General features: G+C 69.9%; 28 protein-coding genes and 1 tRNA gene. 14 read left to right on the top strand and 15 right to left on the bottom strand.

What is annotated here, in order from left to right; translation table 11 throughout:
- Positions 1–2 precede the first annotated feature (2 nt).
- Positions 3–1,268 (bottom strand): serine/threonine-protein kinase, encoded by a 1,266-nt coding sequence (locus ACFVWY_RS01395; RefSeq protein WP_389865969.1) that lies wholly within the window; start codon positions 1,266–1,268, stop codon positions 3–5.
- Positions 1,269–1,328: 60 nt separating this feature from the next.
- Positions 1,329–1,877 (bottom strand): helix-turn-helix domain-containing protein, encoded by a 549-nt coding sequence (locus ACFVWY_RS01390; protein ID WP_389865967.1) that lies wholly within the window; start codon positions 1,875–1,877, stop codon positions 1,329–1,331.
- Positions 1,878–2,047: 170 nt separating this feature from the next.
- Between ACFVWY_RS01390 and ACFVWY_RS01385 the strand changes: the two genes are divergently transcribed.
- A tRNA-Ala gene (locus ACFVWY_RS01385) sits at positions 2,048–2,120 on the top strand.
- A gap of 275 nt (positions 2,121–2,395) precedes the next feature.
- On the opposite strand, the gene ACFVWY_RS01380 is transcribed toward ACFVWY_RS01385, so the two are convergent.
- Positions 2,396–3,796: an NAD(P)-binding domain-containing protein gene (locus tag ACFVWY_RS01380; RefSeq protein WP_389865965.1), complete on the bottom strand. Its 1,401-nt coding sequence runs from the start codon at positions 3,794–3,796 to the stop codon at positions 2,396–2,398.
- A 104-nt stretch (positions 3,797–3,900) separates the two neighbouring features.
- Between ACFVWY_RS01380 and ACFVWY_RS01375 the strand changes: the two genes are divergently transcribed.
- Positions 3,901–4,266: an ArsR/SmtB family transcription factor gene (locus ACFVWY_RS01375; RefSeq protein WP_389865962.1), complete on the top strand. Its 366-nt coding sequence runs from the start codon at positions 3,901–3,903 to the stop codon at positions 4,264–4,266.
- A gap of 28 nt (positions 4,267–4,294) precedes the next feature.
- Here the strand turns inward: ACFVWY_RS01375 and ACFVWY_RS01370 are convergent, their stop codons facing one another.
- On the bottom strand, positions 4,295–4,621 hold the full coding sequence (locus ACFVWY_RS01370; protein ID WP_389865960.1) for an ArsR/SmtB family transcription factor: 327 nt from the start codon (positions 4,619–4,621) through the stop codon (positions 4,295–4,297).
- Positions 4,622–4,684: 63 nt separating this feature from the next.
- On the opposite strand from ACFVWY_RS01370, the gene ACFVWY_RS01365 reads away from it, so the two are divergent.
- A complete protein-coding gene (locus ACFVWY_RS01365; protein WP_389865959.1) occupies positions 4,685–5,737 on the top strand; it encodes a flavin-containing monooxygenase in 1,053 nt (350 codons plus the stop codon).
- 7 nt (positions 5,738–5,744) lie between these two features.
- On the opposite strand, the gene ACFVWY_RS01360 is transcribed toward ACFVWY_RS01365, so the two are convergent.
- From ACFVWY_RS01360 to ACFVWY_RS01350, 3 genes are all read right to left on the bottom strand, one after another.
- Complete coding sequence (locus tag ACFVWY_RS01360) at positions 5,745–6,107, bottom strand: hypothetical protein (RefSeq protein WP_389865958.1); 363 nt, start codon at positions 6,105–6,107, stop codon at positions 5,745–5,747.
- Between the two features lie 232 nt (positions 6,108–6,339).
- The gene (arsB, locus tag ACFVWY_RS01355; protein WP_389865955.1) at positions 6,340–7,452 is read right to left on the bottom strand and encodes an ACR3 family arsenite efflux transporter; all 1,113 of its coding nucleotides are present in this window, start codon (positions 7,450–7,452) and stop codon (positions 6,340–6,342) included.
- Positions 7,449–7,757, bottom strand: coding sequence for an ArsR/SmtB family transcription factor (locus ACFVWY_RS01350; RefSeq protein WP_389865953.1), 309 nt, complete (start codon positions 7,755–7,757; stop codon positions 7,449–7,451). The genes arsB and ACFVWY_RS01350 overlap by 4 nt, the downstream gene beginning before the upstream one ends.
- 92 nt (positions 7,758–7,849) lie before the next feature.
- Here ACFVWY_RS01350 and ACFVWY_RS01345 point away from each other — a divergent pair, with 92 nt between their 5' ends.
- The 3 genes from ACFVWY_RS01345 (at position 7,850) to ACFVWY_RS01335 (ending at position 9,292) form a co-directional block, all read left to right on the top strand.
- The gene (locus ACFVWY_RS01345; RefSeq protein ID WP_389865952.1) at positions 7,850–8,272 is read left to right on the top strand and encodes an arsenate reductase ArsC; all 423 of its coding nucleotides are present in this window, start codon (positions 7,850–7,852) and stop codon (positions 8,270–8,272) included.
- Positions 8,269–8,415: a hypothetical protein gene (locus ACFVWY_RS01340; RefSeq protein WP_389865950.1), complete on the top strand. Its 147-nt coding sequence runs from the start codon at positions 8,269–8,271 to the stop codon at positions 8,413–8,415. Before ACFVWY_RS01345 ends, ACFVWY_RS01340 begins: the two co-directional genes overlap by 4 nt.
- A gap of 661 nt (positions 8,416–9,076) precedes the next feature.
- On the top strand, positions 9,077–9,292 hold the full coding sequence (locus ACFVWY_RS01335) for a hypothetical protein (protein ID WP_389865948.1): 216 nt from the start codon (positions 9,077–9,079) through the stop codon (positions 9,290–9,292).
- Between the two features lie 55 nt (positions 9,293–9,347).
- Here the strand turns inward: ACFVWY_RS01335 and ACFVWY_RS01330 are convergent, their stop codons facing one another.
- Positions 9,348–10,043 (bottom strand): DUF5324 family protein, encoded by a 696-nt coding sequence (locus ACFVWY_RS01330; RefSeq protein ID WP_389865946.1) that lies wholly within the window; start codon positions 10,041–10,043, stop codon positions 9,348–9,350.
- A gap of 351 nt (positions 10,044–10,394) precedes the next feature.
- On the opposite strand from ACFVWY_RS01330, the gene ACFVWY_RS01325 reads away from it, so the two are divergent.
- Both ACFVWY_RS01325 and ACFVWY_RS01320 read left to right on the top strand, forming a co-directional pair.
- Entirely contained in the window at positions 10,395–10,922 is a 528-nt protein-coding gene (locus tag ACFVWY_RS01325) for a peptidylprolyl isomerase (RefSeq protein WP_389865943.1), read from the top strand.
- Positions 10,923–11,096: 174 nt separating this feature from the next.
- On the top strand, positions 11,097–11,999 hold the full coding sequence (locus tag ACFVWY_RS01320) for a rhomboid family intramembrane serine protease (RefSeq protein WP_389866322.1): 903 nt from the start codon (positions 11,097–11,099) through the stop codon (positions 11,997–11,999).
- Between the two features lie 300 nt (positions 12,000–12,299).
- On the opposite strand, the gene crgA is transcribed toward ACFVWY_RS01320, so the two are convergent.
- Positions 12,300–12,554, bottom strand: a complete 255-nt coding sequence (gene crgA, locus ACFVWY_RS01315) for a cell division protein CrgA (protein WP_093548084.1) — start codon at positions 12,552–12,554, stop codon at positions 12,300–12,302.
- A 141-nt stretch (positions 12,555–12,695) separates the two neighbouring features.
- Here crgA and ACFVWY_RS01310 point away from each other — a divergent pair, with 141 nt between their 5' ends.
- The 6 genes from ACFVWY_RS01310 to ACFVWY_RS01285 are packed head-to-tail and all read left to right on the top strand — an operon-like array spanning position 12,696 to position 17,231.
- Complete coding sequence (locus ACFVWY_RS01310) at positions 12,696–13,463, top strand: DUF881 domain-containing protein (RefSeq protein WP_389865940.1); 768 nt, start codon at positions 12,696–12,698, stop codon at positions 13,461–13,463.
- 25 nt (positions 13,464–13,488) lie between these two features.
- Complete coding sequence (locus tag ACFVWY_RS01305) at positions 13,489–14,193, top strand: class E sortase (protein WP_389865937.1); 705 nt, start codon at positions 13,489–13,491, stop codon at positions 14,191–14,193.
- Between the two features lie 55 nt (positions 14,194–14,248).
- Positions 14,249–14,431, top strand: coding sequence for a hypothetical protein (locus ACFVWY_RS01300; RefSeq protein ID WP_389865935.1), 183 nt, complete (start codon positions 14,249–14,251; stop codon positions 14,429–14,431).
- Positions 14,428–15,066, top strand: coding sequence for an aminodeoxychorismate/anthranilate synthase component II (locus tag ACFVWY_RS01295; protein WP_389865934.1), 639 nt, complete (start codon positions 14,428–14,430; stop codon positions 15,064–15,066). The genes ACFVWY_RS01300 and ACFVWY_RS01295 overlap by 4 nt, the downstream gene beginning before the upstream one ends.
- Positions 15,063–16,469, top strand: a complete 1,407-nt coding sequence (locus ACFVWY_RS01290) for a class E sortase (RefSeq protein WP_389865931.1) — start codon at positions 15,063–15,065, stop codon at positions 16,467–16,469. Before ACFVWY_RS01295 ends, ACFVWY_RS01290 begins: the two co-directional genes overlap by 4 nt.
- A 27-nt stretch (positions 16,470–16,496) precedes the next feature.
- Positions 16,497–17,231, top strand: coding sequence for a class E sortase (locus ACFVWY_RS01285; RefSeq protein WP_389865929.1), 735 nt, complete (start codon positions 16,497–16,499; stop codon positions 17,229–17,231).
- A 138-nt stretch (positions 17,232–17,369) separates the two neighbouring features.
- On the opposite strand, the gene pknB is transcribed toward ACFVWY_RS01285, so the two are convergent.
- The 6 genes from pknB to ACFVWY_RS01255 all read right to left on the bottom strand — a co-directional run bounded on the left by pknB (position 17,370) and on the right by ACFVWY_RS01255 (position 25,422).
- Positions 17,370–19,340, bottom strand: coding sequence for a Stk1 family PASTA domain-containing Ser/Thr kinase (pknB, locus tag ACFVWY_RS01280; protein ID WP_389865927.1), 1,971 nt, complete (start codon positions 19,338–19,340; stop codon positions 17,370–17,372).
- A gap of 167 nt (positions 19,341–19,507) precedes the next feature.
- Positions 19,508–20,965 (bottom strand): peptidoglycan D,D-transpeptidase FtsI family protein, encoded by a 1,458-nt coding sequence (locus ACFVWY_RS01275; protein ID WP_389865924.1) that lies wholly within the window; start codon positions 20,963–20,965, stop codon positions 19,508–19,510.
- Positions 20,962–22,371: an FtsW/RodA/SpoVE family cell cycle protein gene (locus ACFVWY_RS01270; RefSeq protein WP_389865923.1), complete on the bottom strand. Its 1,410-nt coding sequence runs from the start codon at positions 22,369–22,371 to the stop codon at positions 20,962–20,964. The genes ACFVWY_RS01275 and ACFVWY_RS01270 overlap by 4 nt, the downstream gene beginning before the upstream one ends.
- 23 nt (positions 22,372–22,394) lie before the next feature.
- Positions 22,395–23,906, bottom strand: coding sequence for a PP2C family protein-serine/threonine phosphatase (locus tag ACFVWY_RS01265; RefSeq protein WP_389865920.1), 1,512 nt, complete (start codon positions 23,904–23,906; stop codon positions 22,395–22,397).
- Between the two features lie 129 nt (positions 23,907–24,035).
- Positions 24,036–24,554: an FHA domain-containing protein gene (locus ACFVWY_RS01260; protein ID WP_389865917.1), complete on the bottom strand. Its 519-nt coding sequence runs from the start codon at positions 24,552–24,554 to the stop codon at positions 24,036–24,038.
- Between the two features lie 10 nt (positions 24,555–24,564).
- Positions 24,565–25,422: an FhaA domain-containing protein gene (locus ACFVWY_RS01255; protein ID WP_389865915.1), complete on the bottom strand. Its 858-nt coding sequence runs from the start codon at positions 25,420–25,422 to the stop codon at positions 24,565–24,567.
- Positions 25,423–25,507: the final 85 nt, after the last annotated feature.

Genomic DNA, 25,507 nt, shown 5'->3' with positions numbered 1-25,507 from the left:
GGTCAGTTCTGGGTCAGCGCCCAGATGCCCACCGCGAAGCAGACCAGCGCCAGCAGCAGCACCGGGACCGCCACCTTCGGGGACGGTCCCGGACGCCGTTGCGGGGCGTGCGCCGCGGCGGGGGCGTGCGCCGGGCTCTGCGGCTGTCCGGCGGTGTACGCCCGGGTGAGCGGGGGCTCGTTTCGTACGGCGGCCGTGGGCGCCTGCGCGACGTCCTGGGCGTGCGCCGGAGCGGCGTACGGGGGCGCGGGCAGCGGCGGGGCCGGGGAGTGCGCTGCGGCGGGCCGGGGCGTGGGCTGCTGCGGGGGCGGCGGCAGGTGGAAGCTGCCCGTCTCCGACATCGAGACCGGCGGCTGGGCGTAAGGCTGCTGGACGGGCTCGGGGGCCTTGACCGGTCCGTCTGGGCCGAAGCCCGGGGGAAGCGGCCCGAGTTGGTCGAACACCTCGACCGGTTCGTCCTCCGGTCCCGGCTCCGGGAGCATCTCGACCGCGGCCGTCAGCGCCTTGCGGGCACCCGTGGCCGTACGGAACCGGGCCTGCGGGTCCGGCTGGAGGAGTCCCGCGAGGACCTGCCACAGCGGCTCCGGGATGCCCTCCGGGGCGGCGGGCGTGCCGTACGCGGCGAAGTGCTCGACGATCGCCTGTGCGTCGGGCTTCTGGCCCTGGAGGAGGTAGAGCGCGACCAGGCCGACCGCGAACAGGTCCGCGGGGAAGTCGGGCTCCGCGCCCATCATCTGCTCGGGTGCGAAATAACCCGGCGTCCCCACCACGTAGTTGGTCTCGGTGAGGCGCGGCTCCCCCTTGCGCATGGAGATACCGAAGTCGGACAGCCGCAGATGCGGGCGGCCCGTACCGGTGGCCTCCATCAGGATGTTGGCCGGTTTTATGTCCCGGTGCACCACACCCTCGGCGTGCACCGTGGACAGTCCGGACAGCAGCTGGTCCAGGAGCGTGCAGACGAAGCGGTGCGGCAACGGGCCGTAGTCGCCGATGACATGGGCCAGCGAACCGCCGCTCACCAGGTCCATGGTGAACAGCACCTTGTCGTCGTCCGCGGCCCAGCTGGCGGGCGCGAGCACGTGCGGGTGCTCGATCCGCAGCGCCTGCTCGCGGACGAAGCGCAGCAGCGTGTGCGCGTCGCTCTGCTGGAGGACCTTGGCCGCCACATAACGGCGGCGCCGGTGGTCCCAGGCCCGCCAGACCGCGCCGACCCCTCCACGCCCGATCGGATCGATCAGCTCGTACCGACCGGCGAAGACCTCACCCATTGTGCTGCGCCCGCTCCCTGATCCGCCCTGACCCCAACGAAACGACAGCCCCTGGGGCCCCTAGCCCTGGTGTCCCTCGTAGTGCGCCACCGCTTCCGCGGTGCGCCCCGCGCCGTACACCTTGAGGAACTCTGCCAGTTCCGGGTGGGTCGGGGCGAGGGAGTCGGCCGCTTCGATGATGTCGCCGGCCGCCGAGACGGACCTCAGCAGCGACTGGATCTCACGGACCACGCGCCGGACGGTGGGGGCGCCGCCGGTGGTCGTGGTCTGGCCGGTGCCGGTGAGGACGGATCCGCCCTGGGACTTCTTGATCTCCTCCATGCGCCCCGCGGCCTCGCCCGCGCTGAGGCTGCCGTCCGCGACCTGCCCGGCCAACTCCTGGAGGGCCTGGACGCGCTGGACGACCGCGGGGTTGCCGATCTTCGCCCGCTGGCCGCTCATCAGCTGGGAGAGCATGGGAGCGGACAGCCCGAGCACGGCGGCGAGCCGGGCCTGGTTCAGGCCGAGGTCGTCGATCAGCCGACGGAACAGCGCGCCGAGAGGTTCCCCGTACCAACTGCGCTGGAGCTCCCTGGCTCTTGCCGTTGCCTCTTGCTGCGCTGCGTCCATGGCGTCTCCCCTTCGCTGCGGCTTCGCTGCTGCGAACCTCGCCGAGCATCTTACGGAGCGTGGTCGCGGACCGGGAGACCCCATATTGTTTGCAGGATTCCGGGGGGTACCCGGTATTCTGGTGCGCAGCGGTGGCCAGGACATGGAAGTGTCTACAGCTGTCCGTTTTCGGGGCCTTAGCTCAGTTGGTAGAGCGCTGCCTTTGCAAGGCAGATGTCAGGAGTTCGAATCTCCTAGGCTCCACCCCCGAAATGCCCTCTGACCTGCTGAAAAGCAGTCTCAGGGGGCATTTTTCGTGCCCATCAGTGGCCGCGTCGGTGCTCGCGGGGCCCGGGGCGTCCAGTTCCTGCAAAGGGTCGCTCACACGCGTCTCTTCTCTGGGTCTCCCAGGCCCGGACCGTTGGGGACGCGTTCCTGAGGGGTGTGAGAGGAGCCCTTCGGGGCTGGAACATGACGTTCCAGCCCCCTGATACGAGGGAGCGAGTGCCCCGGATCGTGTCGGCCAGGACGCGGTGTCCTCAGGCTCCGCAGCAGCCGCCGGACGACGGTTCGTCGGCAGGGGCCGCGACCGGCAGAGGGGTGGCGGCGCCGATCTGCACGAGTGCGGGTGCCGGGGTGGTGCAGCAGCCTCCGGCGTCGGCCTGGTCTGGTGCCGGGCTGTCGAAGAGTCCGGCGCCGCCGCAGACTCCGGTTTCGGGGAGGGTGAGTTCGACGCGGTCGGCGGATTCCAGGTCGCCCGCGATGGCGGCGGTGACGGAGCGGACCTGCTCGTAGCCGGTCATGGCGAGGAAGGTCGGAGCGCGGCCGTAGGACTTCATGCCGACCAGGTAGATGCCGGGTTCGGGGTGGGAGAGTTCGCGGTGGCCGTGGGGGTAGACGGTGCCGCAGGAGTGCTGGTTGGGGTCGATCAGCGGGGCCAGTGCGGTGGGGGCCTGGAGGCGCTCGTCGAGGCCGAGGCGGATCTCGGAGAGGAAGGACAGGTCGGGGCGGAGACCGGTCAGGACGATCGCCTCGTCCACCGGGTCGAGGCGGCGTCCGTCCTCGCCCGTCAGGATCAGGCGGCCGTCCTCGTCGCGCTCGATGGCCTCGGTGCGGAAGCCGGTGACCGCGTCGGCGTGGCCGTTGTCGACGGCGGCCTTCGCGGCCAGGCCGAGGGCGCCGCGGGCGGGGAGCTGGTCGGCGCTGCCGCCGCCGAAGGTGGAGCCGCTGATGCCACGGCGCAGGATCCACACCGCGTGCGTGCCGGGCTCGTCCTCCGCGAGGTCGGCGAGCATGGCCAGGGCGGTGAACGCGGAGGCGCCGGAGCCGATGACGGCGGTGCGCCGACCGGCGTAGCGGTCGCGGACGGCCGGGTCCTTGAGGTCGGGGACGCGGTAGGTGACGCGGTCGGCCGCCGCCTTCTCGCCGAGGGCGGGCAGGCCGCTGGCCCCGGCCGGGCTGGGCGTGGTCCAGGTGCCGGAGGCGTCGATGACCGCGCGGGCGAAGACGCGCTCCTCATGGCCGTCGGCGGTGGTGAAGTGGACGACGAAGGGCTGGGTTTCGCGGTCGGCGTCGACGATGCGGTCGCGGCCGGTGCGTGAGACGCCGGTCACCCGGGCGCTGGTGCGGACACGGTCGCCGAGTACGTCGGCGAGGGGCTGGAGGTACTGCCCGGCCCAGTCTCCGCCGGTCGGGTAGGTGGCCGCGTCGGGCCTGGTCCAGCCGGTCGGGGCCAGGAGCTTCTCGGCGGCCGGGTCGGTGACCTCGCCCCAGGTGGAGAACAGCCGTACGTGGGACCACTCGCGCACCGTCGCTCCGGCGGCGTCTCCGGCTTCGAGCACCAGCGGTTCGATGCCGCGCCCGACCAGGTGGGCGGCGGCGGCCAGCCCGGCGGGGCCGGCACCGATGACGACGACCGGCAGGTCTGCAGTGGTGGTCATGACGGTGATGTCCTCCGAGGTAGGCGGCCACTCCGACCGCTGTTTCGATTGCTGTCGATATCTGGAGCTTGCCACTGCGTATCGATGAGTGTCAATGTAGACGCATGTCGAAGTCAGAGATTGCGGAGCTGCCGGTCCTGGACGCGGAGGCCGTGGTGCCGTGCTGCCCGCCGATCACCGCCGGGGAGCTGTCGCAGGGTGACGCGGAGGAGATGGCCGTCATGTTCAAGGCGCTGTCGGACCCGGTGCGGCTGCGGCTGTTCTCCAAGGTCGCCTCGCACCCGGGCGGTGAGGCGTGCGTATGCGACATCTCCGACGTCGGGGTCTCCCAGCCGACCGTCTCCCACCACCTGAAGAAGCTGCGCGAGGCCGGTCTGCTGACCTCCGAGCGGCGCGGGACCTGGGTGTACTACCAGGTCGCGCCGTCCGTCGTGGCGGCCATGTCCGCCATGCTCGACCTGCGCACCTGATCTCCGCCCGGCGGCCCGCGCCGACGGGTCAGCCGGTGCGGTCGGGCGGGCAGCATCGCGCCAGGTACGCCTGGAGCGCGGAGAGGTGCTCGGTCGTGGTGGCACCGTCGGCCCGGTAGAAGACCTGCTTGCCCTCCTTGCGGGAGGTCACCAGGCCGCCGCGGCGCAGCAGGCTCAGGTGTTCTGAGGCGGTCGACGGTTTCAGTGCGCACCGTTCGGCGATCTCGCCGACCGTCAGTTCGATGCCGCCGGTGAACTGCTGCATCACTCTCTGACGGGTTTCGCTGGCCAGGGCCTTGAGGAAGCCGGCCGTCGCCGGATCCACCGCGGACGTCTCAGCGCTGTTCTCTCTCATCGCACCCCGCTCAACATTTCGTCACTTCCCGAAACGACGACTCACGTGAAGGGGCACGTTCTCATGGAGCATGCCGATCTCCTCGTCATCGGTGCCGGGCAGTCCGGTCTGGCCACCGCGGCCCTCGCCCCGCGCCACGGCTTCACCCGCATTCTGGTGCTGGAGGCCACGGCGGAGCCGGGCGGGTCCTGGCCGCGCTACTACGACAGCCTCACCCTGTTCTCCCCGGCCCGGTACTCGTCCCTGCCCGGTATGCGCTTCCCCGGCGCCCCGGACCGCTATCCACGGCGGGACGACGTGGTGCACTACCTGCGCGACTACGCCCGCCGCCTGCCCGCCGGGATCCGCACCTCGACCACCGTCACCTCCGTGACACGCCACAACGGCACCTGGTCCGTGCGGGCCGAGGACGGGCGGGAGTTCACCGCGCGGGCGGTCATCGCCGCGACCGGTGACTACGGCACACCCTTCGTTCCGGACGTTCCCGGGCGGGCGGACTTCGGCGGCCGGGTGCTGCACGCCGCGGGCTACCGGAGCCCGGACGCGTTCGCCGGGCAGCGGGTCGTCGTGGTCGGCGGGGGCAATTCCGCGATCCAGATCGCCGCCGAGCTCGGCCCGCTCGCCGACGTCACCCTGGCCACCCGGCGCCCGGTCGGATGGACACCCCAGCGCCCGCTGGGCCGGGACCTGCACGGGTGGCTCAGGCACACCCGCCTCGACATCGCGCCGATCCGGCGGCTCCTGGCAAAGGTGCCCGTCTCCGTGCTCGATGACGGCCACTACCGCACCGCCCTGGACCAGCACGGCGTCGACCGGCGCGACATGTTCAGCCGCTTCACCGCCGACGGCGTCGTGTGGGCCGACGGAACGAAGGAGGAGGCCGACGCGGTCCTGCTCGCCACCGGATACCGCCTTGCCTTCCCCTACCTGACCGAATCGGGCGCCCTGGACGGTGAAGGCGCCCCCCAGCACCGGGGCGGCCTCTCCACCGTGGCCCCGGGGCTCGGCTTCGTCGGCATGGAGTTCCAGCGCAGTTTCTCCTCCAAGACCCTGCGCGGGGTGGGCCGCGACGCCGCGCACGTCCTGAAGGGAATGCGTGCCGCGGTGGCCGGGTGAACCGGGATCAGGCGCGGTGGGAGGCAGCCGAAGGCGCCTGCCGCGACTGGCTGATGCCGGGGGCGCCGTCCAGGCCCTCGGGCGTGCGGCAGAGCCTGCGTCCCTCTTCCACGAACGGGTCTTCTCCGTTGACGAGGGTGGCCGGGGAGCCGGTGAAGCCGCCGCGTTCGGCCTCGGACCGGTCGCTGACCACCCGTGTGACGGCATCGGCCGCGTCCAGCCCGGACGCCTCCAACGCCTGCCGCAACCGGCCGGCAGACAGCTCTCGGTCATGAGGGAAGTCCTCGGCCAGCTCGTGCGGCTGGCGGTAGCCGACGGCGAGTCCTGCCTGCCCGCTGCCGATCACCACGAGGTCCACCGTGCCGGTCACGGTGCGGCCAGGGCCAGTGCGGCCAGGGCCAGTGCGGCTGGCGCCTCGGCCGCGGCGCACACGGGGCACAGCACCGTCCGCGCTTCGGCCCCGCAGGGGGTGCCGATCAGACTGCCGCGCCGTACGCTCCGGGTCGCGACGCGGGCGTGCGCCGCGCGGACTCCGGCTCAGCCCTGGCGGACGCCGACGGTGGGACTGCCCGCTCCCGTGGCGCGGACGTCGGGGCAGTGCGTCAGTCGTCCCTTCCCGGGGTGGTGAGTGCTGCGGGGCTGAACTTCCTGCGCCAGGCCAGCGCGACGTACACGAGCCCGATCAGGACGGGTACCTCGATGAGCGGGCCGACGACTCCGGACAGGGCCTGGCCGGAGGTGACGCCGAAGGTCGCGATGGCGACGGCGATGGCCAGCTCGAAGTTGTTGCCCGCCGCGGTGAACGCCAGGGTCGCGGTGCGGTCGTAGGCGAGGCCGAGGGCCTTTCCGAGGAGGAAGGTGCCGAAGAACATGATCGCGAAGTACACGAGCAGTGGCAGCGCGATCCGGACCACGTCCAGGGGCTGCGAGGTGATCGTCTTCCCCTGGAGGGCGAACAGGACGACGATCGTGAAGAGCAGCCCGTACAGGGCCCAGGGTCCGATCCTCGGCAGGAACGTGGTCTCGTAGTTCTCGCGGCCCATCTTCCGCTCGCCGATGCGGCGGGTGAGGAAGCCGGCCAGCAGCGGGATGCCGAGGAAGACGATGACGTTGACAGCGATGTGCCAGACGGAGACGTCCAGGCCCTGTCCGTCGCCGAGGTTCAGCCACCGGGGCAGCAGGTCCAGGTAGAACCAGCCGAGCAGGCCGAACGCGATGACCTGGAACACCGAGTTCAGGGCGACCAGAACGGCGGCGGCCTCCCGGTCACCGCAGGCGAGGTCGTTCCAGATGATGACCATGGCGATGCACCGGGCGAGGCCGACGATGATCAGTCCGGTGCGGTACTCGGGCAGGTCCGGCAGGAAGACCCACGCCAGCGCGAACATGACGGCCGGGCCGACGATCCAGTTGACGACCAGTGAGGACACCATCAGCTTGCGGTCGCCGGTGACGGTGTCGAGCCTGTCGTAGCGGACCTTGGCCAGCACCGGGTACATCATCACGAGCAGGCCGAGCGCGATCGGCAGGGAGATCCCGCCGACCTCGATCTTCGCGAGTGCGTCGTTCATGCCCGGGATCAGCCGCCCCAGCCCCAGGCCGATCGCCATGGCGAGCAGGATCCACACCGCGAGGTAGCGGTCGAGGGTGGAGAGCTTCCTGACGACCGAGTCGTCACCGGCCGCCGTGGCGGTGGTGGGTTCGGTGGAGGTCACGGGCAGGCCCGCTTGTTCCCGGCCGCGGTACGGGCGGACTCGGCCAGCGCGGCGAACTGCTCGGACAGACCGGCCAGGACCTCGGGACGCAGTGCGTAGTAGGTGAAGCGGCCGCACGGCTCCGTCTCCACCACTCCGGCCTCGCGAAGGACCTTCAGGTGATTGGACAGGTTGGTCTGCTTCGCGCCGGTCTCCTCGACCAGGTGCGTCGTACACAGTGTCTCGCGGGCCAGCAGGGTCACGATCTGGAGGCGGAGCGGATCGCCCAGCACCCGGATCAGATCAGGGTCGACTGAAGTCAGCATGTACTGATACTTTCACATCATTCCCCGCTGATACCAGTGGGAGCTGAAGTCATGGGCGGCGTGCCGTCCTGCGGCGAGAGAGAACGATCAACATGGCCGAGTCGTCCGGCAAGCCGTCCGTCCTGTTCGTCTGCGTCCACAACGCCGGCCGCTCCCAGATGGCCGCCGCCTGGCTGACCCACCTGGCCGGGGACCGCGTCGAGGTCCGCTCCGCAGGCTCCAGCCCCGGGAAGACGGTGAACTCCGCCGCCGTTGAAGCGATGGCCGAGGCCGGCATCGACATCTCCGCCGAAGCCCCGAAGATCCTCACGATCGACGCCGTCCGCGAGTCCGACGTGTGCGTCACCATGGGCTGCGGCGACACCTGCCCGGTCTTCCCCGGCAAGCGCTACCTGGACTGGAAGCTCGACGACCCGGCCGGACAAGGTGTCGAAGCCGTCCGCCCCATACGCGACGAGATCAAGACCCTCGTCCAGGGCCTGATCGCCGAGATCGCTCCGGAGGCCACGGCGTGAGCGCCCTGCGCGATGTCGTCGTCATCGGCCCCGGTCCCGCCGGACACCCCGCCGTTCTCGACGCCGCGGCAGGGCTCGACGCCGCGCGCTGCCACGCCGCCCTTGGCGACACCGCCCTGTTCGCCGGTCCGCCGGTCCGCTGACTCAAGGACCGGAGAAGGACCGCTGCGTGAACGTCACCGGCGGCACTGGCCCGCAGCACCGGCGCGGTCCACGGGTCCGCACCGCGGGAGGAGTGTTCCGTGACCGTCCGGTCCGTGGGGGCCGTCGGCTTCCGGGGGTTCCGGTTCGGCCAGACCTTCTCCCAGTGAGGCACCCGCGTCGGCACGCTGGGTCTGTCCGTGACCGCCGTGGAACTGCCGCACGCCGACAGTGGGCAGGCCGGCGTCCTGAACGCGGCGTCGACCGTCTGCCACTTGCTGAGCGGCCTGCCCGCGGGCGCGTGGGTGGACCGCATGCTCAGGCGCCGGACCATGATGGCCGCCGCCCTCGTGTGCTGCCTGGCCGTTCTCGCCGTCCCCGCCCTGTGGTCCGTCGGCGGGCTGAGGATGGGGGCCCTGTACGCCGTCGCGCTCGTCGTCGGGGGTGGTGTCCGTCTTCTTCGACGTCGCCTGCCAGTCGTACGTACCGGTGCTGGTGCCCCCAAGGACGACCGTACCGGTGCTGGTGCTCCCAGGGACCACATCGCCACCGCCCACGCCCGCCTGGAGGTCACCTCCCAGGTCTCCGCGCTCGGCGGTCCGGCGCTGGCCGGGCTGCTGATGCGGATCGTCAGCACGCCCGTGGTGCTGCTGGTCGACGCGGATGAACGCCTCGATCCGCTTCGTGGTCTGGGGCGGCATGCCGCTCGCGTCGCTGCTCGCGGACTGGCTCGGGACGGCGATCGGCGTGGTGCCGACGCTGTGGACCGGGGTGGTCGGCAGCGTCGTGACGGTACTGCCGGTCCTCGCCATCGACCGTGTCATGGCGAGGTCCGGCACCACCCCGCACTCTTCATCCCGGACACCGCTGACCGGCTGACCGACTGACCGGCTGACTGGCGGCGCCGCGTGGCGCCGACCGCGTGGTGCTGTGGTCAGCGCCCGCCGTCCGTGTCCTCAGGACCCTCCGCCCCGTCGGCCGCTCCGGGGCCGGACTCGGCCGGTCCGCTGCCGTCGACCGAGGTCAGCGGCGTATGGTCGGAGACCTCCGTGGCGGCGGGCGGTTCGACCAGCCAGTCGGGGTTGGACTGCCGGTCCCACCAGCGCCAGACGGCGTAGGCACCGCCCGCCACGAGGCCGATCGCGATGAAGCCCCGGCACAGCCGCCCGGCCTTCGCCCGGCACGCGTGCCTCCTGTCCAGCCGCCGGATCTCGTCCGCGGTGACGTGCCCGCGCAGGGCGGCCAGCGCGGCGGCACCGCGCGCCGAGGCCTCCTCGGCCACCGGCTGGGCCGCGGCCATCGCCTGCTCGACCCGCGGCACCGTGTACTCCGCGGCGGAGCGGGCCGCCAGGCGGGTACGGTGCGCGGCGCGGCGACCGGCCTCGTCGATCCGGGGCGGCACATGGGCGAGGGCCAGCTCGATGCGCGGCGCCAGATGGGAGTCGTACTGGTCACGAGCCTGCTGGGCCGCCTTGGACACCTTCGGCGCCAGCCGCGTGCGGGCCTCGCACGCGAGGTGCGCGGCCTGCTCCCTGGCCGTGTCGGCGTACGGTGCCACCACGTCCGCGGCGTGCTGCACGCTTTCCTTCGCCGAGTCGGTTGCGGCGCGCACGCTGTCGATGCGGGTCACGGGATCCTCCTCCTTGGGGGCGGGTGGACTCTCCGCCTTTCCACCCATTTCGAGATCATGCCCGCCGGATTCCGGTACGGCATGCGGGGCGGGCATCCGGGGTACCCGGGATGTCCGGGCGCATCCGGAGAGCCGGTGTGATGGGAGCTTTCACTCGACAATGCCATGCTTTGTACCGCAATGCGGCAGGAAGGTGAGCGCCACGCACCCCCGGCGGTGATCGGACGCGGAGGCATGCGGTCCGTGCGAGGATCGATGGAGCGTCACTGACGATGGACAATCGGTGAACGACCCCCGAGGACCCGACGTTCCGGCGGGCCGACGTCACGCAAGACTCACGGAAGGCAGATCGTGGCTGAGCAGCTTTACGCCACCCTGAAGACCAACCAGGGCGACATCGAGATCCGGCTCCTGCCGAACCATGCGCCCAAGACCGTCAAGAACTTCGTCGAACTCGCCCAGGGCGAGCGGGAGTGGGTGGACCCGAACACCGGCCAGCCGACGACGGCCCGGCTGTACGACGGCACCGTCTTCCACCGTGTCATCAGCGGTTTCATGCTTCAGGGCGGCGACCCGCTCGGCAACGGCACTGGTGGGCCGGGGTACAAGTTCGCCGACGAGTTCCACCCCGACCTCGCCTTCAACAAGCCGTACCTGCTGGCCATGGCCAACGCGGGTCCGGGCACCAACGGCTCACAGTTCTTCGTGACCGTGGCGCCGACCGCCTGGCTCACCGGCAAGCACACCATCTTCGGCGAGGTCACCAACGAGGCCAGCAAGAAGGTCGTGGACGCGATCGCCGGGGCCCAGACCAATCCGCGCACCGACCGCCCGGTGCAGGACATCGTGATCGAGTCGGTCGTCATCGAGACCCGATGATCACTCAAGGTCGCCACCTGGTCACGGATTGATCCCCGGTCCGGGAACCAACCGCCCTGTTCGTCCGTATTCATACAGAGCGGATGAGCGGGGCGGCATGGTGTGTGCCGTGCCTGCCACGGCGCCGTGCCCGCCATGACCAGGACCGGAAGGGGCCGGGAAGCGATGGGACCGATGGACCAGCAGCAGCCGCCGAGCGGCGGCGAGCCGCCCGCGGCGGACGGCTCGCTCGGCTGCTACCGCCACCCCGGCCGCGAGGCGAACGTCCGGTGTACCCGCTGCGAGCGCCCGATCTGCCCCGAGTGCATGGTCAGTGCCGCGGTCGGATTCCAGTGCCCCGACTGCGTCCGGGAGGGGGCGGGTACGGGACAGGGCCCCGTCGTCGGAGCGCCGCGTACGGCCGCGGGCGGCTCTCTCGCCGCCGATCCCCGTCTGATCACCAAGATCCTGCTCGGAATCAACATCGCCGTGTATCTGGCGGTGCTGGCCCAGGGCATGGAGCTGGTCGTCCGGCTGATGCTGTTCGGCCGCAACGAGATCTACCACGGCGGCCCGCTCGAAGGCGTCGCGGAGGGGCAGTGGTACCGGCTGGTGACGTCGATGTTCCTGCACCAGGAGGTGTGGCACATCGCGTTCAACATGCTGGGGCTGTGGTGGCTCGGAGGCCCGCTGGAAGCGGCGCTCGGCCGGGCCCGCTACCTCGCGCTGTACCTGCTCTCCGGCCTGGCCGGCAGCGCTCTCACCTACTGGCTCGCCGCGCCCGACCAGGGCTCACTCGGCGCCTCCGGGGCGATCTTCGGGCTGCTGGGCGCCACCATCGTGCTGATGCGCCGTCTCAACTACGACATGCGCCCGGTGCTCGTGCTGCTCGCGGTGAACCTGGTCATCACGTTCAACCCCTGGGGCGGAATCGCCTGGCAGGCCCATGTCGGCGGCCTCATCGCGGGCGCGCTGATCGCCACCGGCATGGTGTACGCCCCCCGGGAGCGGCGCGCGCTGGTGCAGTACGGCACCTGCGCCCTGGTCCTGGTGGCGGTGCTTCTCATGGTCGTCGCGAGAACGGCCGCGCTGACCTGAGCGGATCTTCCGTCCCGTGCGGCCCTGCCGCGCTGAGCGGCTTTTCCGGCTGGGTCGGCCCGTTCACAGGCGTACTTGTCCACAGTGCGTGCCGGATCTTGTGCATTCGGTGGGTACAACTGTGCCCCTTGTCGCTGAGCTGGGTTTTCCAGTCAGGACAAGGGGCGTGCCGTCTCCCGGTGAGAGAGACTGCGGGTAGGGCGACGCCTACTCCCAGAGAGTTATCCACAGATCGTCGAACCTTTTCCCCCACCTGTGGATAACGATGTGGACAACGTCGAGGTAACGGGGCTGAGGGCGCTACTTCCACTGCGTGGAGACGCCGAAGCCGCCGGCGATGAAGCCGAAGCCGACCACGATGTTCCAGTTCCCCAGGTCCTTGATCGGCAGGTCGCCGTCGGTTACGTAGAAGACGACGATCCAGGCCAGCCCGATCAGGAAGAGCGCCAGCATCACCGGCGCCACCCAGCTGCGGCTGGTCAGTTTTATGTTGGTTGCCTGCTTCGCCGGGGGCGGCGTGAAGTCGGCCTTCTTGCGGATACGTGACTTCGGCACGAGGAACTCTCCTGTCGATGCGCTGCGTGACCGCGCAGGGAACTGTGTCGGGCGCCGGGGTGGGGCTCAAGGGGGAATACTGCCTCCCCCGGGCGTCCGTTAGCGTAGTGCTTCCCTGGTGCCTAAGGAGATAAGGGTACGTTGAGCAATTCTGCCGACTCCCGCCACGGCCCGGTCCGGCGCACGCTCCGGCACCCGGCCCGGGTGCTCACCGCTGCCGTCTTCGCCCTCGCCGGACTGATCTTCGTCACCAGCGCCAACACGGCCAAGGGCACCAATATCCGCACCGACTCCTCGCTGCTGAAGCTCTCCGACCTCATCCAGCAGCGCAGCAACAAGAACGCCCAGCTGGACGAGACCAACGCGGTCGTGCGTGACGACATCGACACCCTCGTCCGGCAGGACGACGGCAGTACCGAGGCGGAGGCCGCCCGTCTCGGTGAGCTGGAGCGGGCCGCCGGAACGAAGAGGCTCACCGGCCGCTCGGTGTCCGTCACGCTCAACGACGCCCCGCCCAACGCCACCGCCAACCCCGGCTACCCCGATCCGCAGCCCAATGACCTGGTCATCCACCAGCAGGACCTGCAAGCCGTGGTCAACGCCCTCTGGCAGGGCGGCGCCCGGGGCGTCCAGGTCATGGACCAGCGGCTGATCTCCACCAGCGCGGTCCGCTGTGTCGGCAACACCCTGATCCTCCAGGGCCGGGTCTACTCCCCGCCGTACAAGATCACCGCGGTCGGCGACCCAGGACGGCTCAGGCAGGCGCTCAACGACTCCCCGGCGATCAGCAACTACCTGCTGTACGTGAAGGCCTACGGGCTCGGCTGGAAAGTCGATGAGCACGAGGCGGTGACTCTTCCCGGCTACTCGGGCACAGTGGACCTCCACTACGCGGAGCCCGTGAAGTAGCCAGCGCCTGTGGGGAGGCCGGCCGGTGTCGGTGCGACTGATCGTCAGGACGCTCAGCGAATTCTGCCTCACCGTCGGCGCTCTGATCGTGCTCTTCGTGGTGTACGTGCTGTTCTGGACGGGCGTGCGTGCGGCCGACGCGAGCGAGGGGCAGATCGAGTCCCTGCGCGACCGGTGGGCGCAGGAGTCCGCCTCGGCCCCGGCGTCCGCCCCGTCCCCCGCACCGGCCGCGCCGAAGCGGCCCGCCGCGCCCGCGTACCGGGACGGCAAGCCGTTCGCGATGATGTACATCCCCCGCTTCGGCAAGGGCTGGGAATGGCCGGTCCTGGAGAACACCGGGGTCAGGACGCTGCAGAAGGGCCTCGGCCACTACGCGGGCACGGCCCGCCTCGGCGCGAGCGGCAATTTCGCGGTGGCCGGTCACCGGCGCACCTACGGGGATCCGTTCAAGGACTTCCCGAAGCTGCGTCCGGGCGACGCGGTGCTGCTGACGGACGGGACGACGTGGTTCACGTACCGCATCGGCCGTACGCCGTACCGGACGGTGCCGAGCGACATCGGGGTCATCGACCCCGTCCCCCGGAAGTCCGGCTTCGACGGGCCGGGCCGCTATCTGACGCTGACCACCTGCGAACCCGAGTGGGGCAGCAGCCACCGGCTGATCGTCTGGGCCCATCTGGACGCCACCCAGCCTGTGGCGGACGGCAGACCGGCAGCTTTCCACAGCTGACCCACGCCGATGCCGCGGCCCTTTAGTCTGGTCCCGTACCGAATGGAGGGACGACATGTACGGCTGGATCTGGCGGCATCTGCCGGGCAACTCATGGGTCCGTGCGCTCATCTCGCTCGTGCTGGTGCTGGCCGTCGTCTACGTGCTCTTCCAGTACGTCTTCCCCTGGGCGGAGCCGCTGCTTCCGTTCGGTGACGTGACGGTCGACGGCTCGACCGGGACAGGAGGCGGCCCGTGAGCGCCCGCATTCTCGTCGTGGACAACTACGACAGCTTCGTCTTCAACCTCGTGCAGTACCTCTACCAGCTCGGCGCCGAGTGCGAGGTGCTGCGCAACGACGAGGTGACCACGGCACACGCCCAGGACGGCTTCGACGGCGTCCTCCTGTCGCCCGGCCCCGGCACTCCGGAGGAGGCGGGCGTCTGCGTCGAGATGGTGCGCCACTGCGCGGCGACGGGCGTCCCGGTCTTCGGGGTCTGCCTGGGGATGCAGTCGATGGCGGTGGCCTACGGCGGTGTGGTGGACCGCGCCCCGGAGCTGCTGCACGGCAAGACCTCGCCGGTGACCCACCAGGGAGCGGGGGTCTTCGCGGGCCTGCCGTCCCCCTTCACCGCGACGCGCTACCACTCGCTCGCCGCCGAACCGGACACCGTCCCGGCGGAGCTGGAAGTGACGGCGCGGACGGCCGACGGCATCATCATGGGGCTGCGCCACCGCGAACTGCCGGTGGAGGGTGTGCAGTTCCACCCGGAGTCCGTGCTGACCGAGCACGGCCATCTGATGCTGGCCAACTGGCTGGCGCAGTGCGGTGACACAGGGGCCGTCGCGCGGTCGGCGGGGCTCGCGCCGGTGGTGGGCAAGGCCGCCGCGTGACCTCACTCCGCCCCGAACCCGACGCCGGACAGGACGGCCCGTACGAGCAGGGAACGTACGGTGCCACGGGCGCGTTCGAGGCGGCGGTCGACGGGCTGGCGGATCCGCTGACCGACCCGCTGCCGGGTCGGCACACCTCGCCGTGGTTCAGGGCGGACACCCGCCCGGACCGGGCTGAGGAGGCGGAGGCGGCGCCGGGGACGGGCCAGCACCGGGCCCCCGAGCCGCAGCCACGGGCTCCGTACGGGGCGCAGGGCGCCGAGGAGACCCCGCGGGAGTGGTACGACCCGGAGGGCTTCGAGAGGGACTGGTACGGGCGGCAGGCGCCCGCTCCGGACCCGCCTGCTCCGGACCTGGGCGCTCCGGTGACCGAAGTACTGTCTCCGGTCACCGAAGTGCTGCCCCCGGTCACTGAAGCCCTTCCCCCGGTCCGAATTCCGGATGTCGAGGCTCCGCTTCCGCTCCGCGTTCCGGACTCGGCGGTCCCGCTTCCGCTCCGCGTTCCGGACTCGGCGGTCCCGCGTCCGCTCCCCGGGCCGGACGACCTGGAGGCGGCGTCCCCGCTCCCCGGTTCCGAGCCGCGTACCGGGGGCCGTGCCGAGCGTCGTCGCGCCGCCAAGGGACGGGGGCGGCGCCGCGCCGATCCGCGCCCGGAGGCCGCACCGGCCGCCGCGGCGCCCGGCCGCCCGATGTCACGCGTCGAGGCACGGCGTGCGGCGCGCGCGGCCAAGGACAGCCCCGCGGTGGTGGCCAGCCGGGTCACCGGCGAGCTGTTCATCACCCTCGGTGTGCTGATGCTGCTGTTCGTCACCTACCAGCTGTGGTGGACGAACGTCCGCGCCAACCAGTACGCGGGCAAGGAGACGCACAAGATCCAGGACGACTGGGCGAAGGGCGACCGCAGCCCCGGCGTCTTCGAGGCGGGCCAGGGCTTCGCCATCATCCACATACCCAAGCTGGACGTGGTCGCCCCGATCGCCGAGGGAATCAGCAAGGAGAAGGTCCTCGACCGGGGCATGGTCGGTCATTACAGCGAGGGCTCGCTCCGCACCGCGATGCCCTCGGCCAAGAAGGGCAACTTCGCGCTGGCCGGCCATCGCAACACCCACGGCGAGCCGTTCCGCTACATCAACCAGCTGAACCCCGGAGACCCGATCGTGGTCGAGACGCAGGACGCGTACTACACGTACGAGATGACGAGGATGCTGCCGCAGACGGCGCCGTCCAACGTCTCGGTGATCGATCCCGTCCCGCGCGGTTCCGGCTTCACCGAGACGGGTCGGTACATCACGCTGACGACCTGTACACCGGAATTCACGAGTACGTACCGTTTGATCGTCTGGGGCAAGATGATCGACGAACGACCGCGCAGCAAGGGGAAGCCCGACGCGCTCGTGGGCTGAATCAACATCACGACAGGGATGGGTGCGGTGACGGCTAGGACCGAGCATGACGAGCAGACCGGCGAGTCGGCGTCGTTGGCCCCGCCCCGGAGCAGGGGACGCCATCCCGTCGCGACCGCGGTCAGTGTCTTCGGCGAGCTGCTGATCACCGCCGGTCTGGTGCTGGGCCTCTTCGTCGCCTACTCCCTCTGGTGGACGAACGTCCTCGCCGACCGCGAGGCCACCAAGCAGGGCGACACCGTCCGCGACCGCTGGGCGGGCGGGCCGGGGGCCCTGGACACGAAGGACGGCATCGGGTTCCTGCACGTCCCGGCGATGAAGAACGGCGAGGTGCTGGTCAAGAAGGGCACCGACACCGAGAACTTGAACGACGGCATCGCCGGTTACTACACCGACCCGGTGAAGTCGGCCCTCCCATGGGACCGGAAGGGCAACTTCACCCTGGCCGCCCACCGCGACGGGCACGGCGCCAAGTTCCACAACATCCACAAGCTGAGGACCGGCGACCCGATCGTCTTCGAAACCCGGGACACCTGGTACGTCTACAAGGTCTTCAAGGAGCTTCCCGAGACGTCGAAGTACAACGTCGACGTCCTGCAGCCGGTGCCGAAGGGCTCGGGCGCGAAGAAGCCCGGCCGCTACATCACGCTCACGACCTGCACCCCGGTCTACACCTCGAAGTACCGCTACATCGTCTGGGGCGAGCTGGTGCGCACCGAGAAGGTGGACAAGGACCGCACGAAGCCGACGGAGCTGCGCTGAGCGCAGAGCCGACGGAGCTGCGCTGAGCACGAAGCCGACGGAGCTGCGCGGAGCGCACACCCGCCCCGCTGCCCGGGTACGGCGAAGGGCCCTGGTCACCAGACGGTGACCAGGGCCCTTCTCAGTGATGCACCCGGCTCAGCGGCGTGAGCCGGACGGGCCGCCGAAGAGGGTGCCGTCTCCGCCGCCCGGCATGGTCTTGACGCTGACCGCGCTGTTCTTGTCGACCTGCTGGCCCGCGGCGGGCTGGAAGTCGATGACCCTCGCGTTGTCGTCGCTCGGTCCCTGGACCTGGCCGAGCTGGAGGCCCACCCCGGCGAGCAGCCCCTTCACCTCGCCGAGGGTCTTGCCGCGCAGGTCCGGCACGGTGGCCTTCTCCGGCTGCTGCGGGCCCTTGGAGACCTTCAGGACGATCTGCACGTCCTTGGCCTGCTTGCCGAAGCCCGGGGTCTGCTCGACCACCGTGTTCGCCGGCTGCTCCGAGTCGATGTCGGTGCGCGAGATGTTGGTGAACCCGATGCCCCTGAGCTGCGCCTCGGCCGCCTCGTACGTACGGGTGCGGACGTCCGGGAGGTCCAATGCGGCTTCCTTGGCGACGGTGATCGTCACCTCGGAGTTCTTCTCCGCCTTTGAGCCCCCCTCGGGGTTCTGCCTGATGACGGTGTCCGGAGCCTTGCTGGACTCCTCCGTGGCGACCTTGACCGTGAAGCCCTTCTCCTCAAGGTACTTCCGGGCGCTGTCCTCGGACTTCTCCGTGACGTCCGGAACCTCGATCTTGGGAGCACCGGTGGAGACGACGACCGTGACGGTGTCCTTCTTCTCCATCGGGTCGCCAGCCTCCGGCGTCTGGCTGCAGATCTTGCCCTTCGGCTGGTTCTCGCACGGTTCGCGGGAGCCGACCTTCAGGACGACTTCGGCGTTCTCCGCGTTCAGCTCCGCCTTGTCGAGGGTCATACCGACCACGTCGGGCGCGTCGACCTGGGTTTCCTTCTTGGTGTCGCTGAAGACCGACTGGCCGATCAGGATCGCGCCGATCAGCACCAGGACACCCGCGACGACGAGCAGGATCGTCGAGGTGTTGCTCTTCTTCTGGCGACGGCGGTCCGGACGGTCGTCGAAGCTGCCGTCCTCCGGGTTGACCGGGGGCAGCATAGAGGTGGGGGCGCCGTTCTGGTCCGTGGCGCGCAGCGCGGTGGTCGGCTGGTCGTTGCCGTACCCGTCGTAGCCGCCGTACCCGGGCACGCCCATGGACGCGGTGGCGGCGACCGGCTGGCCATCGAGGCAGGCCTCGATGTCCGCCCGCATCTCGTCGGCCGACTGGTAGCGGTAGTCGGGGTCCTTGACCAGCGCCTTCATCACGATCGCGTCCATCTCGGGCGTGATCTCGGGATCGAAGGTGCTCGGCGGCTGCGCCTCTTCTCGTACGTGCTGGTAGGCGACCGCGACCGGGGAGTCCCCGATGAAGGGCGGCCGGACGGTCAGCAGTTCGTACAGCAGGCAGCCGGTCGAGTAGAGGTCGGAGCGCGCGTCGACCTGTTCGCCCTTGGCCTGCTCGGGGGAGAGGTACTGGGCGGTGCCGATGACGGCGGCGGTCTGGGTCATCGTCATCCCGGAGTCGCCCATGGCGCGGGCGATGCCGAAGTCCATGACCTTGACCTGGCCGGTGCGCGTCAGCATGACGTTCGCCGGTTTGATGTCGCGGTGGACGATTCCGGCGCGGTGCGAGTACTCCAGCGCCTGGAGGATCCCGACGGTCATCTCCAGGGTGCGCTCGGGCAGCAGCCTGCGGCCGGAGTGCAGAAGCTCCCTGAGGGTCGATCCGTCGACGTACTCCATCACGATGTACGGGATGGAGACCCCGTCGACGTAGTCCTCGCCGGTGTCGTAGACGGCGACGATCGCCGGATGGTTGAGAGAGGCGGCGGACTGGGCCTCACGGCGGAACCGGGCTTGGAACGACGGGTCACGGGCCATGTCGGTCCGGAGCGTCTTCACGGCTACGGTGCGGCCGAGCCGGGTGTCGTGTGCGAGGTAGACCTCGGCCATGCCACCACGGCCGAGCACGGAGCCCAGCTCGTACCGGCCGCCGAGGCGACGCGGCTCTTCCATAACTGTTCCAGCCCTCTCCGTCAGTCCCGACCGCACCGGTGTGTGGTCCGGCGGTGTGCTGCTCGCGCATACGCTACCGGCCGCGCACTGCCCGATCGGCCCGGAGTCCGGACCTGATACCCGACCGGTATCCCCATGTGCAGATATGGCACCCGATGTGATGGGCGTCACTTCTTGCTGTCGATGACCGCCTTCATGACGTCCCGGGCGATCGGGGCGGCCAGACCGCCACCGGAGATGTCGTCACGGACGGCCTGGCCGTCCTCGACGACGACGGCGACGGCGACCGGAGAGCCGCTGTCGGTCTTGGCGTAGGAGATGAACCAGGCGTACGGCTTCTCACTGTTGTTCAGACCGTGCTGGGCCGTACCGGTCTTGCCGCCGACTGTGACGCCGTCGATGAGGGCGTTGGTTCCCGTGCCGTTCTTGACGACGGTCTCCATCATCTGCTGGAGCTTCTGCGCGTTCTCACCGGAGAGGGGCTGGCTGAACTGTTCCTTCTCATGGGTGTAGATCGAGTCGAGGCTGGGTGTCTGGCGCTCGGCGACCATGTACGGCTGCATCAGCTTGCCGTCGTTGGCGACGGCTGCGGCGACCATCGCCATCTGGAGCGGGGTGGCGCGGTTGGAGGCCTGGCCGATTCCGGCCATGGCGTTCTGCGGACGGTTGTCCTTGGGGTAGGCGCTGGCGTCGGCGCGGACCGGGGAGAAGATCTCCTCGTTGAAGCCGAACTTCTCGGCCTCGTCGATCATCTTCTCGTTGCCGAGGTCGTCGCTGATCTTGCCGAAGACGGTGTTGCAGGACCACCGCAGCGCTTCCCGGAGCGTGGCGTTCTCGCAGGGGATGGTGCCCTCGTTGTCGAGGTTGCGGGTGCTCAGCGGGAGGCGCCAGGGCAGCGGGGAGTTCGTCTTGTCGTCGATGCCGGTGTACAGCCCGTTCTCCAGGGCCGCGGCGGCGGTGACGACCTTGAAGGTCGAGCCGGGCGGGTAGGTCTCGCGCAATGCCCGGTTGAGCATCGGCTTGTCCTTGTCCTTCAGGAGCTTCTGCCGGGCCGCCGAGTCCTTGTCGGAGTTACCGGCGAAGACCGACGGGTCGTACGACGGGGTGCTCACCAGGGCCAGGATGGCGCCGGTCTGCGGGTCGAGCGCGGCGACGGCGCCCTTCTTGTCGCCCAGCCCCTTGAAGGCGGCTTTCTGGGCGGCGCCGTTCAGGGTGGTGACGATGTTGCCGCCCTGCTTCTTCCCGCCGGTGAACATCGACAGCGTGCGGTTGAAGAAGAGCTGGTCGTCGTTGCCGGTGAGGATGCCGTCCTCGAGCTTCTCCAGCTGCGAGGCGTCGAAGGCCTGCGAGGCGTATCCGGTGACGGGGGCCCACATGGGGCCGTCCTTCCAGACCCGCTTGTACTTGAAGTCGCTGCCCTTGGTCTCGACGGACCCGGTGACGGACTTGCCGTCGACGATGATGTTGCCGCGTTCGTGCGCGTAGCGCTCGATCCTCACGCGGCGGTTCTCGTCGCGGCTGTTCAGCTCGTCGGCGCGGACGTACTGGAGGTAGTTGGTGCGGACGAGCAGGGCGAGGATGAGGACGCCGCAGAAGATCGCGATCCGGCGCAGGGGCTTGTTCACGGTCGGACCACCTGGGTCATCTCGGCGTCGGGTGAGGGGGCGGGGGCCGGAGCGGGGCGGCGGGCGGTGTCGCTGATCCGGATCAGGATGGCGATCAGCGCCCAGTTGGCCAGCACGGACGAACCGCCGTACGCGAGGAACGGCATGGTCATACCGCTGAGCGGGATGAGGCCCATGACGCCGCCGGCGACCACGAAGATCTGGATGGCGAAGGCGCCCGAGAGGCCGATGGCGAGCAGCTTGCCGAAGGGGTCGCGGGCCGCAAGGGCCGTGCGGACACCCCGCTCGATGATCAGGCCGTAGATCAGGAAGACGGCCATCATCCCGGCCAGGCCCAGCTCCTCGCCTACGGTCGCGAGGATGAAGTCGGCGTTGGCGGCGAACATGATCAGGTCGGAGTGGCCCTGGCCCAGTCCGGTGCCGAGCGTGCCACCGGACCCGAAGGCCATCAGCGACTGGGCGAGCTGGTCGCTTTGTTCCCAGACCTTCTGGGAGAACGGGTCGAGCCAGGCGTTCACACGCTGCTGCACGTGGGACTCGAAGGACGCGACACCCACCGCACCGGCCGCGGACATCAGCAGACCGAAGACGATCCAGCTGGTCCGCTCGGTGGCGACGTACAGCATGACGACGAAGAGGCCGAAGAACAGCAGGGACGTACCGAGGTCGGTCTCGAAGACCAGGATCAGGATCGACAGGGCCCAGATCGTGATGATCGGTCCGAGGTCGCGGCCGCGCGGCAGGTACATCCCCATGAAGCGGCGGCTGGCCAGCGCCAACGCGTCACGCTTCACCATGAGGTAGCCCGAGAAGAACACCGCGATCAGGATCTTGGCGAACTCTCCCGGCTGGATGGTGAACGGGCCGAGGCTGATCCAGATCTTCGCGCCGTTCACCGCCGGGAAGAACATCGGCAGGACCAGCAGGACCAGCGCCACGGCCATCGAGATGTAGGTGTAGCGCTGAAGGATGCGATGGTCCTTGAGGAGCATCAGTACGGCGACGAAGAGGGCGACGCCGATCGCCGAGTACAGCAGCTGCTTGGGCGCGTCGGGGCTGTACTTCCCGTAGGCGAACTCCGCGCGCTGGATCAGGCGCTGCGACTGGTCGAGCCGCCAGATCAGCACCAGCCCGAGGCCGTTGAGCAGGGTCGCCAGAGGCAGCAGCAGCGGGTCGGCGTACGGGGCGAACTTGCGCACCACGAGGTGGGCGACGCCGCCGAGCAGGAGGATCCCCGCTCCGTAACCGAACATGCCGGACGGGAGCTTGCCGTCGATGGCGAGCCCGACGTTGGCGTAGGCGAACACCGAGATGGCGATGGCGAAGCCCATCATCATCAGTTCGGTGTTGCGGCGACTCGGCGCGTCGATCGCGCCGATCGTGGTCGTATTGGTGACAACGCTCATGGTGCTGAAGGCCCCCTACGGCTTTACTGCTTACCGCACTGCGGGACCAGCTTTTTCTCTTCCTCCGAGAGGCTGGGACCAGGAGTGGCAGTCGCTGCTGTCGGCTTGGTCTTGGTGTCCTTGGACGTGGACGATGTCTTGGGGGCGTCCGCGTCGGGACCGCTGGCCTTGCCCGCGTCCGGGCGGGCGTTGCTCTCGGCCGCCGCGCGTCGCTGGATGTCCTTCTTGCAGGCGGACGCCTGGACCGCGAGCTCGCCGATCTTCTTGCGGGCCGCGGCGAGGTCCCCCTCCGGGATGGTCGCCTCGACCTGCTTGCGCTGGTAGGGCGGGAGGTACTTGAGTTCGACCTCGGGGTGGTCCTTCTCGACCTTCGAGAGCGAGAGCCACGCCAGGTCCTGGCTGATGCCGCGGAACAGCGCGACGTGCTCGTTCTTCGCGCCCACGTAGAACTGGTTCTGCGTCCAGCGGTAGCCGCCGTAGAGGCCGCCGCCGACGACGGCGAGCGCCAGCACGGTGTAGAACGACCGCTTCAGCCATGTGCGGCCGCCACCGGGCTTGACGAAGTCGTCGTCGGTGTACGAGTCGAAGGAGCCTTCCGGCACCCCTCCGTACGCGGCGCCGTCACCGCTGCCGGGCGGGCCGAAGCCCCCCGCGGGCGGCGGTACGGGGCGGCCGAGGCCGGCCGCGCGTCCGGCGGGGGTCTGCATGGCGGCCGTGCTCTCGGCGGCGGCCATCTGCGCGGCCTGGTTCTCGGCGACCGCGCCGACGACGACGGGGGTGTCGTTGAACTGCGAGGCCAGGGTGTCGTTGCTGTCGACGTCGAGGACGTCGGCGACGATGCAGGTGATGTTGTCGGGTCCGCCGCCGCGCAGGGCGAGCTGGATCAGCTCCTGGATGGTCTCCTGGGGGCCCTGGTAGCTGGCGAGCGTCTCCTCCATGGTCTGGTGGGAGACGACGCCGGACAGCCCGTCGGAGCAGATCAGATAGCGGTCGCCGACCCGGACCTCGCGGATGGAGAGATCGGGCTCGACACGGTCGCCACTGCCGAGCGCGCGCATCAGCAGGGCGCGCTGCGGGTGCGTGGTGGCCTCTTCCTCGGTGATCCGTCCCTCGTCGACCAGCCGCTGCACCCAGGTGTGGTCCTGGGTGATCTGGGTGAGGACGCCGTCGCGCAGCAGGTACGCGCGGGAGTCGCCGACGTGGACCAGGCCGAGGCGCTGGCCGGTCCAGAGCAGGGCGGTGAGCGTGGTGCCCATGCCTTCGAGCTGGGGGTCCTCTTCGACCATCACGCGCAACTGGTCGTTGGCCCGCTGGACCGCCGTGCCGAGCGAAGTGAGGATGTCCGAGCCCGGGACGTCGTCGTCGAGCTGGACGAGCGTGGAGATCACTTCGGAGCTGGCGACCTCACCGGCCGCCTGCCCGCCCATGCCGTCGGCGATGGCGAGGAGACGGGGACCGGCGTAGCCGGAATCCTCGTTGCCCTCCCGGATCATGCCCTTGTGCGATCCGGCGGCGAAGCGCAGCGAAAGACTCATGCGCACCTCGCCCGTCGGCTCCGGGTACAGCCGGTCTCGAGCCACACTGCCCACCCTCCGGTCGGGAGCCGGACGGAGTCCGTTGCCCGGACTGCCGCGGCTCGCTCGCTCCGCTCGCTCATTGTCGTACTACTTCCGCAGCTCGATGACGGTCTTGCCGATCCGGATCGGCGCGCCCAGCGGAACAGGCGTCGGGGTGGTGAGGCGGGTCCGGTCGAGATACGTGCCGTTGGTGGACCCGAGATCCTCGACGATCCACTGGCCGTCACGGTCGGGGTAGATCCTGGCATGCCTGCTGGACGCGTAGTCGTCGTCCAGCACGATCGTCGAATCGTGCGCCCGGCCAAGCGTGATCGTCTGGCCTTGGAGCGCCACCGTGGTGCCGGTGAGGCTGCCTTCGGAGACGACCAGCTTTGTGGGCGCCCCCCGCCGCTGGCGACCGCCGGGCTGCTGGCGCTGCTGCGGCGGCGCGGCGGCGTTCTGGCGCGTCTGTGGCGGCCGTGCGTCGTTCGCGGTGCGGCGTGAGCCGCGCTGCGTGACACGCGTTCCGAACAGATCGCTGCGGATGACCTGTACGGCCACGATCACGAATAGCCACAGAACGGCCAGGAAACCTAGCCGCATGACCGTCAGGGTCAGCTCTGACATTGCCCCCGCTTCACCCTTCGGCTTGCCGGTAAACGATGGTGGTGCTGCCCACGACGATCCGCGAGCCGTCGCGGAGCGTAGCGCGGGTGGTGTGCTGCCCGTCTACCACGATGCCGTTGGTAGACCCGAGATCCTGGATCGTCGAGGGCGTTCCGGTCCGGATCTCACAGTGCCGACGCGATACGCCGGGGTCGTCGATCCGCACGTCGGCGTCGGTGCTGCGTCCCAGCACCAGCGTCGGGCGGGAGATCTGATGACGGGTGCCATTGATCTCGATCCAGCGTCGCACCTGCGCGTTGGGCAGGGGGCTGGGCCCGGCCGGCGGGTGCCGGTCGGCGCTGGGTGCTCCGGGCCTGGCGCCCGGAGGCGGGCTCGGAGGCATGGGCGGGGGGGAACTGGGCGGATAGCCGTAGCCGCCGGTGGGCGACTGCGGGCGGCCCGGTGCCGGATGGGGTGGCTGGCCCTGCCCGCCCTGGTGGGCCTGCTGCGACGAACTCGACGCCAGAGTGCGGCTGCGCACGCGGTAGAGCCCGGTGTCGAGGTCGTCGGCCTTCTCCAGATGGACCTTGATGGGGCCCATGAAGGTGTACCGCTGCTGCTTCGCGTAGTCGCGGACCAGTCCGGAGAGTTCGTCGCCCAGCTGGCCGGAATACGGGCTGAGCCGCTCGTAGTCGGGCGTGCTGAGCTCGACGATGAAGTCGTTGGGGACGACGGTCCGCTCGCGGTTCCAGATCGTCGCGTTGTTGTCGCACTCGCGCTGGAGGGCGCCGGCGATCTCGACCGGCTGGACCTCGGACTTGAAGACCTTGGCGAAGGTGCCGTTGACCAGACCTTCGAGACGCTGCTCGAAACGCTTCATGACTCCCATGGGGCACCTCCTCCGTTGTGGTCGTCCCTGTACTGCTTACTGATCGTATCCACGCGTCGGGAAATCGGCTGGTTCCCCTTGTCTG

The organism is Streptomyces sp. NPDC058195, assembly GCF_042883525.1.
Classification (GTDB): domain Bacteria; phylum Actinomycetota; class Actinomycetes; order Streptomycetales; family Streptomycetaceae; genus Streptomyces.
Note: the sequence above shows the minus strand (reverse complement) of the source record. Positions and strands in the feature narration are given on the sequence as shown.

Coding starts and splice junctions, on each gene's coding strand:
- ACFVWY_RS01300 (WP_389865935.1), top strand. CDS start 14,249: ATGTACGGCTGGATCTGGCGGCATCTGCCGGGCAACTCATGGGTCCGT.
- ACFVWY_RS01345 (WP_389865952.1), top strand. CDS start 7,850: ATGGCCGAGTCGTCCGGCAAGCCGTCCGTCCTGTTCGTCTGCGTCCAC.
- pknB (WP_389865927.1), bottom strand. CDS start 19,340: ATGGAAGAGCCGCGTCGCCTCGGCGGCCGGTACGAGCTGGGCTCCGTG.
- ACFVWY_RS01265 (WP_389865920.1), bottom strand. CDS start 23,906: ATGAGTCTTTCGCTGCGCTTCGCCGCCGGATCGCACAAGGGCATGATC.
- ACFVWY_RS01335 (WP_389865948.1), top strand. CDS start 9,077: ATGAACGCCTCGATCCGCTTCGTGGTCTGGGGCGGCATGCCGCTCGCG.
- ACFVWY_RS01365 (WP_389865959.1), top strand. CDS start 4,685: ATGGAGCATGCCGATCTCCTCGTCATCGGTGCCGGGCAGTCCGGTCTG.
- ACFVWY_RS01260 (WP_389865917.1), bottom strand. CDS start 24,554: ATGTCAGAGCTGACCCTGACGGTCATGCGGCTAGGTTTCCTGGCCGTT.
- ACFVWY_RS01320 (WP_389866322.1), top strand. CDS start 11,097: ATGGACCAGCAGCAGCCGCCGAGCGGCGGCGAGCCGCCCGCGGCGGAC.
- ACFVWY_RS01350 (WP_389865953.1), bottom strand. CDS start 7,757: ATGCTGACTTCAGTCGACCCTGATCTGATCCGGGTGCTGGGCGATCCG.
- ACFVWY_RS01395 (WP_389865969.1), bottom strand. CDS start 1,268: ATGGGTGAGGTCTTCGCCGGTCGGTACGAGCTGATCGATCCGATCGGG.
- ACFVWY_RS01380 (WP_389865965.1), bottom strand. CDS start 3,796: ATGACCACCACTGCAGACCTGCCGGTCGTCGTCATCGGTGCCGGCCCC.
- ACFVWY_RS01255 (WP_389865915.1), bottom strand. CDS start 25,422: ATGGGAGTCATGAAGCGTTTCGAGCAGCGTCTCGAAGGTCTGGTCAAC.
- ACFVWY_RS01390 (WP_389865967.1), bottom strand. CDS start 1,877: ATGGACGCAGCGCAGCAAGAGGCAACGGCAAGAGCCAGGGAGCTCCAG.
- ACFVWY_RS01370 (WP_389865960.1), bottom strand. CDS start 4,621: ATGAGAGAGAACAGCGCTGAGACGTCCGCGGTGGATCCGGCGACGGCC.
- ACFVWY_RS01375 (WP_389865962.1), top strand. CDS start 3,901: ATGTCGAAGTCAGAGATTGCGGAGCTGCCGGTCCTGGACGCGGAGGCC.
- ACFVWY_RS01270 (WP_389865923.1), bottom strand. CDS start 22,371: ATGAGCGTTGTCACCAATACGACCACGATCGGCGCGATCGACGCGCCG.